Source organism: Pseudomonas sp. NFPP07 (assembly GCF_900115645.1).
Taxonomy (GTDB): Bacteria; Pseudomonadota; Gammaproteobacteria; order Pseudomonadales; family Pseudomonadaceae; genus Aquipseudomonas; species Aquipseudomonas chlororaphis.
The window spans coordinates 184728-196883 of sequence record NZ_FOXG01000010.1; the positions used below are offsets into that span (position 1 = coordinate 184728).

Consider the following 12156-nt stretch of genomic DNA (forward strand, 5'->3'; position numbering starts at 1 on the left):
CTTTTGGGCGACCGCGATGGTCGCCCAAATTGTTTCAGGCGCCCCGAAACACAGATGGCTCAGAACACCCCACCCTTGATCGATGCCATGACCCGCTCGGCGTTCTCGGAACAATCCATGCCTTCCGGGCGGTCGCGGATGTTGTCGATGATCTCCAGCAGTTGCGCCTTGCTCTGGGCCTGGTGCCGCTGCATGTCCTCGATCTGCCCGACCTTGCGCTCGAGGCTTTGCAGCAGGGCCTGATGGTCAAGGTCACTCGACTCGCAGCCCGGCAGCAGTTGCTTGAGTTCCTCCAGGCTGAACCCGGCCTGCTGGGCGCACTGGATGATCTTCAGGGTCTGCAGGATCTGCGGTGGGTAACGGCGATAGCCGTTGGCCTGGCGCTGGACCTGGGGCAGCAGGCCCTGGCGCCATCGGCAGTGGCCCTGGACATGGGGCAGTTCTCGAAAATGTTCGCCGAACCCAGGTCCATGAGCGAAGAGGACATCGCCGAGATCATCCAGCGCTTCGCCAATAGTGCCTGGCTGGCCGAACAGGCCGGTTTTTCAGGGGTGCAGATCCATGCCGCCCACGGCTACCTGATCAGCCAGTTCCTCTCACCCCTGACCAACCGCCGCAGCGATCAATGGGGCGGCTCGCCGGAGAACCGCGCGCATCTGCTGGTGGAGGTGATCAAGGCGGTACGGGAGAGAGTTTCGGCCACGTTCTGTGTCTCGGTCAAGCCCAACTCCGCCGACTTCCAGCGCGGCGGCTTCGATGCCAGGGACGCGCGCCAGGTCATCGAGATGCTCAACGGCCTGCCGGTGGACCTGCTGGAGCTGTCCGGCGGCAGCTACGAGTCCCCGGCCATGCAGGGCGAAGTGCGCGACGGCCGGACCCTGGCGCGCGAAGCCTACTTCATCGAAATGGCCAGCGAACTGGCGCCCGTGGCGCGGATGCCGGTGATGGTCACTGGCGGCATCCGCCGCCTGCCGGTGGTGCAACAAGTGCTGGACAGCGGTATCGCGATGGCCGGCATCGCCACCGCCCTGGCCCTCGAGCCGGCCCTGTCCCGGCTCTGGCGCAGCGGCCAGCACAGCCATCCGCAACTGCCGCCGCTACGCTGGAAACGCAAGCCCCTGGCCTCCCTGGCGACCATAACCATCGTCCGCCTGCAGATGCATCGCCTCAGTCGCGGGCGCGCGCCCAAACCTCAAGTACGCCCCTGGCTGGCGCTGCTGCTCGACCAGTTGAACAGCCCCAGGCGCACGCGCCAGTACCGACAGGAAATGGCCAGGTAATAGCCGATGCAAGAGCGCAAGCAAGGGGACACTCTTGCCCGCGCTCAAGGGAAAGGACGGGGCGCCCGAGCAAACGCATCCGTCCGTCGGCTGGTAATGCTCGATTCGCGCAGCGGATCGCAAAAAACATCCAGGGCACCCAGCAAAAAAATACGCCGCTGCTAGGATTTCCGGCGGACCTCACCCTAATAAAGGAGCAACACATGAGAGTCGTCCCCCTTGCCTTGGCTTGTGCCCTCACCCTCGGACTCGCCGGTTGCAATTCGATCGCCGGCAAGACCAATACCCTGAGCGATGAACAGATCAAATCCCAGACCAGCGGCGCCCTGGGTTATGCCCCCTCGGACGTCAGCATCGTCAGCCGTCGCACCGAAGGCACCAACACCTATGTGGCCTTGAAAACCAACGACAACAAGGAGTTCAACTGCATCATCAACGGCGGCAACCTGCTCACCCTGGGCATGACCAACCCGCCTTCCTGCGCCAGGAAAGGCGAAGCCATCCGTTCCGCTCCTTTCGGCGGCTAAAACGCTGATCCGGGGGCAGTCGTCGGCCGGCTCACGGCCGGACTGCCCTCACCCCATCACACCCCATCGATATGCCGGTACTGCGCATCCAGCTGCTGCGCCAGCTCGCGAGCGCGGCCGAGGCGGATCGGCCCGCGTTCGATATCGATCAACAGGGTCGGGCAACCCAGGCGCGCCAAGGGCGGCAAGGTCTTGAGCCGGCCATCGGTGAGCAGCAGTACCCGTTGCTGCTCGGCCGGGTAACGCTTCTGCCGCGAGACCAGCCACCGTCCCGCCTCGGCCAAGGCCGCCAGCAACGGCGTGCCGCCGCCCGCGCCCAGCCCGTCGAGCCAGTCGCGCAAATCCTTCGAAGCCTTCAAACCCTGCACCTGCCAGTTCGGCGCGCGGCCGCTGGCGGTCAGCAGGGCCAGGCGCGCGCGCTGCCGGTAGGCATCATCGAACAGCTGGGCCAGCAGCCCCTTGGCATCGCTCAGTGCCTGATGGCGGCGGGTCGAGGCCGACGCATCGACAATCACCAGCCACAGTTCATGGGGCGAACGGCTGCGCAGGTACCACAACAGATCGTCACGCTGGCGGGGCCGGCCATTGAGCAAGGTGCCGGGCCAGTTGATCGAGCCATGGACGGCCGTGCGCGCGCGGCCTTGCCTGCCCTTGTCCAACCGCCCGGCGCAGGACTTGGCATTCGCCCCCGCGTCGGACCGGGGGCGAATGCCTAGGGCTTTTTTGGCCAGCTCGGCACTTCACGCCGGGCGCCGGTGGCCAGCGTCTGGGCCGGCAGCTCGCCCCATTGGCCCTGGCCTTCGGCGGGGCTGGATTGGGCCGGGGATGGCGCGGAAGACGGCTGCGGCTGATGCGCCGCGCTCGGCGGGTGGTCGCGACGGCGATGGCGCAGAGCGAATTCGGCCACCGCGTCTATGTCCTGCTCCTCGATAGCCCGGGCACCACGCCAGGCCGCATGAGCGCGGGCGGCACGCAGCCAGACCAGGTCCGCGCGCAGGCCATCGACGCCGGCGGCGAAACAGCGTTCGGTGATCCGCTCCAGCGCTCGATCGTCCAGGGCGATCTCCGCCAGCAACAGACGCGCCTGCTGGCAGCGCTGGCGTAGCGCCGCCTGCTCGGCGGCCCATTGCTGGCAGAAGTTCTGGGGATCGCTGTCGAAATCCAGCCGCCGGCGAATGATCTGCCCCCGTTCAGCGGGCGGCGTCTGCCCGCTCAGGGCGACGTTGAGGCCAAAGCGGTCCAGCAGTTGCGGGCGCAACTCGCCCTCCTCCGGGTTCATGGTGCCGATCAGCACGAACCTGGCCGAATGCCGGTGGGAAATACCGTCGCGCTCGATCAGGTTGGTGCCGCTGGCGGCCACGTCCAGCAGCAGGTCCACCAGATGGTCCGGCAGCAGGTTCACCTCGTCGACGTAGAGCACCCCGCCATCGGCCTTGGCCAACACCCCCGGGGAAAACTGCGCCCGGCCTTCGCCCAGCGCCGCGTCCAGGTCCAGGGTGCCGACCAGGCGCTCTTCGGTCGCGCCCAGGGGCAAGGTGACGAACTGCCCGCTGGCCAGCAGGTCCGCCAGGCCGCGGGCCAGGGTCGACTTGGCCATGCCCCGCGGGCCTTCGATCAACACCCCGCCGATTTTCGGGTCGATGGCCGTCAGGCACAGCGCCAGTTTCAGGTCATCGGCGCCGACCACGGCGGACAGCGGGAAATGTGGGGTATCGCTCATGTCGGTTCTCGGTAAAGGGGTGCACGAACATCAATCGATGTAGCCGCTGCCGCAGGCTGCGATTGACGACGCAGTCGGCATAAAACAGACGACGCTTTGGCATCTGACCGGCCGCGTCGCCTGCCCCAGCGGGCCCTGCGGGCCCGATCGCAGCCCGCGGCAGCGGCTACAGGAGCATCAGCCATCTTCTTCAATATCCAGCAGCAGGTTTTCCAGGGCCTCGCGGTACTCGCCGGGCGCCTGCCACATCCCGCGCTGCTGGGCCTCGAGCAGGCGCTCGGTCATGTCGCGCAACGCATGGGGGTTGTGCTGGCGGATGAATTCGCGGGTCGCCGGGTCCAGCAGATAGGCGTCGGCCAGCAGGGCGTACTGGTGATCGTCGATCAGTTCGGTGGTGGCGTCGAAGGCGAACAGATTATCCACGGTGGCGGCCATTTCAAAGGCGCCCTTGTAGCCGTGGCGTTTCACCCCTGCGATCCACTTCGGGTTGGCCGCGCGGGAGCGGACCACCCGGCTCAGCTCTTCCTTGAGGCTGCGGATCTTCGGCAGGTCCGGCTGGCTGTGGTCGCCGTGGTAGCTGGAGGCCTTTTCGCCGCTGAGGCTTTCCACCGCCGCGAGCATGCCGCCCTGGAACTGGTAGTAGTCGTTGGAATCCAGCAGGTCGTGCTCGCGGTTGTCCTGGTTCTGCAGCACCGCCTGCACCTGGCTCAGGCGCTGGGCGAACTGGCCACGGGCCGCGGTGCCTTCGTCGGCGCCGCCATAGGCGTAGCCGCCCCAGTTCAGGTAGACCTCGGCCAGGTCCTCGCGGCTCTGCCACAGGCGAGCGTCGATAGCGCCCTGCACGCCCGCGCCATAGGCCCCGGGCTTGGCGCCGAAGATCCGCCAGCCGGCCTGGCGCTGCGCGGCCTCGGCATCCAGGCCGGACTGCAGCAGCGCTTCACGCTCGGCGCGGACCTTGGCCGCCAGCGGGTTGAGGTCGTCCGGCTCGTCCAGCGCGGCCACCGCCTGCACCGCGGCGTCGAACAGGCGGATCAGGTTGGCGAAGGCATCGCGGAAGAACCCGGACACCCGCAAAGTCACGTCTACCCGCGGGCGGTCCAGCAGGCTCAGCGGCATGATCTCGAAGTCGTCGACCCGCTGGCTGCCGGTGGCCCACACCGGGCGCACGCCCATCAGCGCCATGGCCTGGGCAATATCGTCGCCGCCAGTGCGCATGGTCGCGGTGCCCCACACCGACAGGCCGAGCTGACGCAGGTGGTCGCCATGGTCCTGCAGGTGCCGTTCGAGGATCAGGTTGGCCGACTGGAAACCGATGCGCCAGGCGGTGGTGGTCGGCAGGTTGCGCACATCCACCGAGTAGAAATTGCGCCCGGTGGGCAGAACATCCAGGCGCCCGCGACTCGGTGCGCCGCTGGGCCCGGCCGGCACAAAACGCCCGCCCAGGGCATCCAGCAAGCCACGCATTTCCGCCGGGCCGCAGGCATCCAGGCGCGGCGCCACTACTTCGCGCAGGCTGTCGATGATCGCCTTGACCTCGCTCCAGCCGGGCTCGCTCAGTTGCTCGACCTCACCGGCCAAGGCCGCTTCTATCAAGCGCCCGGCAAACAGCTCCAGACGCTCCCGCGTATCCCCGGCGCTACGCCACAGCTGCTCGCTGATGTCCTGCAAGGCCTGTGGCCGGCGCCCGCTCCAGGGCTCGGCCAGGGCGCAATCCAGCGGATCGAAACCCAGCTCGAAAGCCTTGGCCAGGGCCCGCAATAGGCTCGACTGCCCGCCCCGGCCATCGCCACGGGGAATGCGCAGCAAGGCCAGCAAAGTGTCGATACGCAGACGGCCCACCGGCGATTCGCCGAACACATGCAGGCCATCGCGGATCTGTGACTCCTTCAGGTCGCACAGGTAGGTATCCAGGCGCGGCAGCCACAGCGCCGCGTCGGCCTCGCCGTCGAGCTGCCCGTCCAGCTGCAGTTCGCGGTCGATCCGGGTCACCCGCACCAGCTTGAGAATGTCTTTCTGCAACTCGCGGGCGCGGCGCGGATCGAGCAACTGGGCTTCGTAGTACTCGTCGGCCAGCAGTTCCAGGTCGCGCAGCGGGCCGTAGGTTTCGGCGCGGGTCAGCGGCGGCATCAGGTGGTCGATGATCACCGCCTGGGTCCGGCGCTTGGCCTGGGCGCCCTCGCCCGGGTCATTGACGATGAATGGATAGATATTCGGCAGCGGCCCCAGCAGCACGTCCGGCCAGCAGCTTTCGGACAGGCCGACGCCCTTGCCCGGCAGCCACTCCAGGTTGCCGTGCTTACCGACGTGGATCAGCCCGTGGGCACCGTAGGTCTGGCGCAGCCAGAAGTAGAACGCCAGGTAGCCGTGGGGCGGCACCAGGTCCGGATCGTGATAGACCGCGCTCGGATCGACCTGATAACCGCGCGCCGGCTGGATGCCGACAAAGGTCAGGCCAAAACGCAGGCCGGCGATCATCATCCGCCCGCCGCGGAACATCGGGTCGTTTTCCGGCCCGCCCCAGCGTTCCGTCACCGCCAGGCGATTGGCTTCGGGCAGCGCGTCGAACATGGCCTGGTACTCGTCCAGCGCCAGGCTTTGCTGGCACGGACGCAGGTCGAGGCTGTCCAGGTCGTTGCTGACGCCGCCGAGCAGTTGCTGGATCAGCGCCGTACCGCTGTCGGGCAACTCGGCCGGCAACGGGTAACCCTCGGCTTGCAGGGCGCGCAGGATGTTCAGCGCCGCCGCCGGCGTATCCAGGCCCACGCCATTGCCGATGCGGCCGTCGCGGGTCGGGTAGTTGGCGAGGATCAGGGCGATACGTTTTTCAGCATTGGGCAGCCGGGCCAGATCGACCCAGCGCCGCGCCAGTTCGGCGACAAAATCCATGCGCTCGGGGGCCGGGCGGTAGCAGACCACGTCCGACTGGCTGCGCTCGCTGCGCCAGGCCAGGTCCTTGAAGCTGATGGGCCGGCTGATGATGCGCCCGTCCAGTTCCGGCAAGGCAATATGCATCGCCAGGTCCCGCGGCCCCAGGCCCTGCTCGCTGGCGCGCCAGCCGGGTTCGTTGTCCTGGGCGCAGATGGCCTGGATCACCGGGATATCGCGGCGGAACGGTCGCAGGTGCGGCGCCTCCGGGCTGGACTGGGCAAAGCCGGTGGTGTTGAGAATCACCCCTGCCTCAACTTCATCCAACAGGTCCTCGACCACCGCCAGGCAACCGGGCTCTTTCAGGCTGGCCAGGGCAATCGGCAGCGGGTTCAGGCCCGCCGCCAACAAGCGCCGGCAGAACTCATCGATAAAGGCGGTGTTGGCCGCCTGCAAATGCGAGCGGTAGAACAGCAGCGCCGCCACCGGCTGGCCGGCCCGCCAGTCGGCTTGCCAATCGCTGAGGGCGGCGCTGCTTTTTCGCGGGTGGTAGATCGCCGTGCGCGGCAGGGTCTGCGGCTCGGACCAAGGGTAATCGCGCCCCAGCCAGCCACTGGCCAGGCAGCGGTACAGGTTCAGCGCATTGCCCATGCCGCCCTGGCGCAGGAAGTGCCAGAGGCGCTCGCGGTCGCCGGCGGGCACCGTGCTCAGGTCGCTCAGTTCCGGGTCCGGGCGGTCGTCGCCCGGCACCAGGATCAGCTGCACGCCGCGTTGCGCCAGCTGCACCAGTTGCTCGATGCCATAACGCCAATAGGCGATGCCGCCGTGCAGGGAAAGCAGGATCACCTTGGCGTGGCGCAGCACCTGGTCGACATACAGGTCGACCGAGGCATGGTTCTGCACCTGCATCGGGTTAGCCAGGCGAAAGCTCGGGTAGTCCTCCGGCAATTGCTGCGCCGCCTCGGCCAGCAGCGCCAGGCTGGAGTCGCCGCTGCACAGGATCACCAGCTCGGCGGGGGTTTGTCCAAGGTCGGCAATGTTGTCATCCGACACGAAACCGCCGGGCTGGGTCCTGAGCAGGTGCATGGCTTACACGCTAAGCGCAGCGCGCAATTGCGCTTCGAGCAGCACAGCGTCCAGCGCCTGACCGATCAGCACCAGGCGCGTGGTACGGGCTTCGTCGGCGCCCCACTGGCGGTCGAAGTGCTTGTCGAAACGCGTGCCCACGCCCTGGATCAACAGGCGCATCGGCTTGTTGGGAATCGCCGCGAAACCCTTGACCCGCAGGATGCCGTGCTGCACCACCAGTTGGGTCAGGGCGTCCAGCAGCAGGCTTTCGTCGGCCTGGGGCAGCTCGATGGAGATGGAATCGAAGGCGTCGTGGTCATGATCATCATGATCGTCGCCATCGTGGTGATGATCGTGATGGCTGTGGCGGCCGTCGATGTGTTCTTCCGAACCGTTGCCCAGGCCCAGCAGCACGTCCAGCGGCAGGCGACCGCTGCTGGCTTCGATGACTTTCACCGCCGGCGGCAGCTCCTCGGCCACTTCCAGGCGCACCTTGGCCAGGTCTGCCGGGTTGATCAGGTCGGCCTTGTTGAGGATCACCAGGTCGGCGCTGGACAGCTGGTCGGCAAACAGCTCATGCAGCGGTGACTCATGGTCCAGGTTCGGGTCGAGCTTGCGCTGGGCGTCGACCTGGTCCGGGAAGGCGGCGAAAGTGCCGGCGGCCACGGCCGGGCTGTCGACCACGGTGATCACCGCGTCGACGGTGCAGGCGCTGCGGATTTCCGGCCACTGGAAAGCCTGGACCAAAGGTTTTGGCAGGGCCAGGCCAGAGGTTTCGATCAGGATATGGTCGAGGTCGCCGCGACGGGCCACCAGCTCGCGCATCACCGGGAAAAACTCTTCCTGTACGGTGCAGCACAGGCAGCCGTTGGCCAGCTCGTAGACGCGACCACTGGCTTCTTCCTCGGTGCAACCGATGGAACACTGCTTGAGGATCTCGCCGTCGATGCCCAGCTCGCCGAACTCGTTGACGATCACCGCGATGCGTCGGCCCTGGGCGTTGTCCAGCATGTGCCGCAGCAAGGTGGTTTTGCCCGAGCCGAGGAAGCCGGTAACGATGGTGACGGGAAGTTTGGCCAGTGTTTTCATCGGATGCCCTTTGGCAAGGTGGCGGGCATACGGGACGAGAACCGCGCAGGCAGCTGCACGGAAAGGTTCGCCACCGGATCACCCCGCCCGGTTGTAGTGAGAATCAGGTCCGAGGCAGGTCTCCTGGCTGACGGCGTGCCGGTCGTTCGACTGGCCAACGATGCGCCTTCCCGCCGCCTGGCAGTGGCCTTGCATCGTTCATCACCGTTTACAGTTGCGGGGGCAGCCGCGGCTTGGACCGCGTTCCCTTCTTAGCTTCGGCAGACGCCGAAGAACCTCGAAAGCGCAAGGCTACGCAGAGCTTGGGGGGCGGTCAATGTTCATGCAGCGCAAGGACAGGCCAATTGCGATCGAAAACGAGAACCCTTGCCAATTGACGCCCCTCCCTCGCCCATGCTCTCCTACACACCTTGTTACGGGTGCCCTTCACAGGGTGAAACGGGAAACCGGTGCGTCACAGGCCAAAAGCCTTGATCAGTCCGGTGCTGCCCCCGCAACGGTAAGCGAGCGAAGAATCAGATCCACTGTGCCAGCAGTCCGGCATGGGAAGGCGATTCTTGCAGGCCAGGCGCAAGCCCCGCCCCTCGCGAGCCCGGAGACCGGCCCGCTACACAGTCATAACAAACCCGCGGTGGGCGGGCGCTGTTAATTCCCTGCGAGCCCGTTTCGCGGGGTTTTGCTGCGCTCGATTCACCCGCTGACACACCAGAGGGAAGCGCCATGTCGATCATCAGCAGCACCAGCCACTCCAGCAGCAGTACCGCCACCCTGAGCCAACGCCTGGTCGCCTCCATCGGCGCCTCGATTCTCGGCGCGTGCCTTGTGTATTTCGCCGGTTTCTCCCATATCGAAGCGGTGCACAACGCCGCCCACGATACCCGTCATAGCGCCGCCTTCCCTTGCCACTGAGACCTGCCGAGATGATCAAGCGTATCGCGCAAACCGCGGGGTTCACCGGGTTGCTGGCGGCCCTGCTGCTGACCCTGCTGCAAAGCTTCTGGGTCGCGCCGCTGATCCTGGAGGCGGAAACCTATGAGAAGGCCCCGGCCGCCCAGCATGAAGCAGTGCATGAGCACGCCGCCGGCAGCGCCGCCCACAGCCACGAGGCCGAAGCCTGGGAGCCGGAAGACGGCTGGCAGCGCGTGCTGTCCACCACCGGCGGCAACCTGGTGGTCGCCGTGGGCTTCGCCCTGATGCTCGCCGGCCTCTACACCCTGCGCGCGCCAAACCGTACGTCCCAGGGCCTGCTCTGGGGCCTGGCCGGTTATGCGACCTTCTGCCTGGCGCCGACCCTCGGCCTGCCGCCCGAACTGCCCGGCACCGCCGCCGCGGACCTGGCGCAACGGCAGATCTGGTGGGTCGGCACCGCCGCTTCCACCGCGGTCGGCATTGCCCTGATCGTCTTCGCCCGGAACTGGCTGCTGAAAGTGCTGGGCGTGGCCATCCTCGCCGTGCCGCATCTCATCGGCGCGCCACAACCGCAAGTGCATTCGATGCTCGCCCCGGAGGAGCTCGAGGCGCAGTTCAAGATCGCTTCGCAGCTGACCAACGCCGCGTTCTGGCTGGCCCTGGGCCTGATCAGCGCCTGGCTGTTCCGCCGCAAGAGCGACGATCAGTACTCGGCATGACGCACGCCAGCACAGCGCCGACCCTGGTGGTCGGCCTGGGCTGCCAGCGGGGCTGCCCGGTGGAGACCTTGCGCGCCCTGCTCGACCAGACCCTGAGTGCCCATTGCATCAACCTCGGGCAGATCAAGGCCCTGGCCAGCATCGACCTGAAATGCGAGGAACCCGGCCTGCTGGCCCTGGCCGCGCAGCTGGACCTGCCCCTGACCTGTTTCAGCAGTAACCAGCTGACGCCTTATGTGCTGCAACTCAGCCATCGTTCAGAGATCGCCTACGAGCGCACCGGCTGCTACGGCGTCGCCGAAAGTGCCGCCCTGGCCCTGGCCGAACGCCTGGCCCGAAGCCCGGCAAAGCTGCTGGTCCCGCGGCAGAAATACGCCCAGGCGACCCTCGCCTTGGCCTGCTCCGGGTAAATCTTCGATAATCCCCGCCGCTGATCATGAGCAATCTTCATCTGTGAGGTTGCCTCGCCCTTTTTTCACAGGAGAACGCCATGACCGTCTTTTTTATCGGCGCAGGTCCCGGCGATCCGGAACTGATCACCGTCAAGGGCCAGCGGCTGATCCACAGCTGCCCGGTCATCATCTATGCCGGCTCCCTGGTGCCCGAAGCCGTGCTCCAGGGCCATCGCGCCGAACAGCTGGTCAACAGCGCCGAGCTGCACCTGGAACAGATCATCGAGCTGATCAAGGACGCCCATGGCAAAGGCCAGGACGTGGCCCGGGTACATTCCGGCGACCCGAGCCTGTACGGCGCCATCGGCGAGCAGATTCGCTGTCTGCGCGAGCTGGGCATCCCCTTCGAGATCATCCCCGGCGTGACGGCCACCGCGGCCTGCGCGGCCTTGCTGGGGGCCGAACTGACCCTGCCGGACGTCGCCCAGAGCGTGATCCTGACCCGCTATGCCGATAAGACCTCGATGCCCGCCGGCGAGGCGTTCGCCAGCCTGGCCGCCCACGGCACCACCATGGCGATTCACCTGGGGGTCAACCATCTGGAAAAGATTGTCGCCGAGCTGCTGCCCCACTACGGCGCCGATTGCCCGATTGCCGTGGTGCACCGGGCGACCTGGCCGGACCAGGACTGGGTGCTGGGCACCCTGGCGGACATTGCCGAAAAGGTCCAGGCCAAGGGTTTTCGGCGCACGGCGCTGATCCTGGTGGGCCGGGTGCTGGCCACCGATGCCTTCAGCGAGTCATCGTTGTATCGCGCCGGGCATGCGCACCTGTATCGGCCTTGAGGGTGTATTGCGAGCAAGCTCGCTCCTACAGTTGATCGTGCCCCCCTGTGGGAGCGAGCTTGCTCGCGATCCAGGCGCCGCAAGACACCTGGAATAATGGGCATAAAAAACGGCGCTCACGGGGCGCCGTTTTTCATGTTCGCAGCGAACGCCTTAGTAGTAGGCGTTTTCTTTCTGCGTGTGGTCGGTGACGTCACGTACCCCCTTGAGCTCGGGAATGCGCTCGAGCAGGGTGCGCTCGATGCCTTCCTTCAAGGTCACGTCGGCCTGGCCGCAGCCTTGGCAACCACCACCGAACTGCAGCACGGCGATGCCGTCCTCGACCACATCGATCAGGCTGACCTGGCCGCCGTGGCTGGCCAGCCCCGGGTTGATCTCGGTTTGCAGGTAGTAGTTGATGCGCTCGTTGACCGGGCTGTCGGCGTTGACCATCGGCACCTTGGCGTTGGGTGCCTTGATAGTCAGCTGGCCGCCCATGCGGTCGGTGGCGTAGTCGACCACCGCGTCATCGAGGAAACCTTCGCTGAAGGCGTCGATGTAGGCGGTGAAGCTCTTCAGCCCCAGGGCTTTGTCTTCGGGTTTCTCTTCACCCGGCTTGCAATAGGCGATGCAGGTCTCGGCGTACTGAGTCCCTGGCTGGGTGATAAAGATGCGGATGCCAATGCCCGGGGTGTTCTGCTTGGAGAGCAGATCAGCCAGATAATCGTGGGCGGCGTCGGTAATGGTAATAGCGGTCATGGAA

10 protein-coding genes, 2 pseudogenes and 2 riboswitches are annotated in these 12156 nt (G+C 66.4%); of the genes and pseudogenes, 6 read left to right on the forward strand and 6 right to left on the reverse strand.

Translation table 11 applies throughout. The features are described from left to right. Positions 1–59: 59 nt before the first annotated feature. Positions 60–407 (reverse strand): annotated as a pseudogene (locus BM019_RS24985) (MerR family DNA-binding protein); the annotation flags it as partial. Between BM019_RS24985 and BM019_RS24990 the strand changes: the two are divergent. Beyond that, positions 387–1280: pseudogene (locus BM019_RS24990) on the forward strand (2,4-dienoyl-CoA reductase); the annotation flags it as partial. The pseudogenes BM019_RS24985 and BM019_RS24990 overlap by 21 nt on opposite strands. 203 nt (positions 1281–1483) lie before the next feature. Continuing rightward, positions 1484–1807 (forward strand): hypothetical protein, encoded by a 324-nt coding sequence (locus BM019_RS24995; RefSeq protein ID WP_009044456.1) that lies wholly within the window; start codon positions 1484–1486, stop codon positions 1805–1807. A gap of 56 nt (positions 1808–1863) precedes the next feature. Here BM019_RS24995 and BM019_RS25000 read toward each other — a convergent pair whose 3' ends face one another. The 4 genes from BM019_RS25000 to cobW all read right to left on the reverse strand — a co-directional run bounded on the left by BM019_RS25000 (position 1864) and on the right by cobW (position 8549). Next, complete coding sequence (locus BM019_RS25000; RefSeq protein ID WP_175510728.1) at positions 1864–2466, reverse strand: vWA domain-containing protein; 603 nt, start codon at positions 2464–2466, stop codon at positions 1864–1866. A gap of 53 nt (positions 2467–2519) precedes the next feature. Next, positions 2520–3527, reverse strand: a complete 1008-nt coding sequence (locus tag BM019_RS25005) for a magnesium chelatase ATPase subunit I (protein ID WP_092421101.1) — start codon at positions 3525–3527, stop codon at positions 2520–2522. Between the two features lie 177 nt (positions 3528–3704). Then, a complete protein-coding gene (gene cobN / locus BM019_RS25010) occupies positions 3705–7478 on the reverse strand; it encodes a cobaltochelatase subunit CobN (RefSeq protein WP_092421112.1) in 3774 nt (1257 codons plus the stop codon). A 3-nt stretch (positions 7479–7481) separates the two neighbouring features. Then, the gene (cobW, locus tag BM019_RS25015; RefSeq protein WP_092421114.1) at positions 7482–8549 is read right to left on the reverse strand and encodes a cobalamin biosynthesis protein CobW; all 1068 of its coding nucleotides are present in this window, start codon (positions 8547–8549) and stop codon (positions 7482–7484) included. Positions 8550–8644: 95 nt separating this feature from the next. Continuing rightward, positions 8645–8844: riboswitch (cobalamin riboswitch) on the reverse strand. 105 nt (positions 8845–8949) lie between these two features. Continuing rightward, positions 8950–9172, forward strand: a riboswitch (cobalamin riboswitch). Positions 9173–9269: 97 nt separating this feature from the next. On the opposite strand from cobW, the gene BM019_RS25020 reads away from it, so the two are divergent. The 4 genes from BM019_RS25020 (at position 9270) to cobM (ending at position 11414) form a co-directional block, all read left to right on the forward strand. Beyond that, the gene (locus BM019_RS25020) at positions 9270–9458 is read left to right on the forward strand and encodes a CbtB domain-containing protein (RefSeq protein ID WP_092421116.1); all 189 of its coding nucleotides are present in this window, start codon (positions 9270–9272) and stop codon (positions 9456–9458) included. 11 nt (positions 9459–9469) lie between these two features. Beyond that, on the forward strand, positions 9470–10177 hold the full coding sequence (locus BM019_RS25025; RefSeq protein ID WP_092421118.1) for a CbtA family protein: 708 nt from the start codon (positions 9470–9472) through the stop codon (positions 10175–10177). Next, positions 10174–10587: a cobalamin biosynthesis protein gene (locus tag BM019_RS25030; RefSeq protein WP_092421120.1), complete on the forward strand. Its 414-nt coding sequence runs from the start codon at positions 10174–10176 to the stop codon at positions 10585–10587. Before BM019_RS25025 ends, BM019_RS25030 begins: the two co-directional genes overlap by 4 nt. Before the next feature lie 80 nt (positions 10588–10667). After that, on the forward strand, positions 10668–11414 hold the full coding sequence (cobM, locus tag BM019_RS25035; RefSeq protein ID WP_092421122.1) for a precorrin-4 C(11)-methyltransferase: 747 nt from the start codon (positions 10668–10670) through the stop codon (positions 11412–11414). A gap of 153 nt (positions 11415–11567) precedes the next feature. Here cobM and nfuA read toward each other — a convergent pair whose 3' ends face one another. Next, positions 11568–12152 (reverse strand): Fe-S biogenesis protein NfuA, encoded by a 585-nt coding sequence (gene nfuA, locus BM019_RS25040; RefSeq protein WP_007921862.1) that lies wholly within the window; start codon positions 12150–12152, stop codon positions 11568–11570. Between the last annotated feature and the right edge of the window lie 4 nt (positions 12153–12156).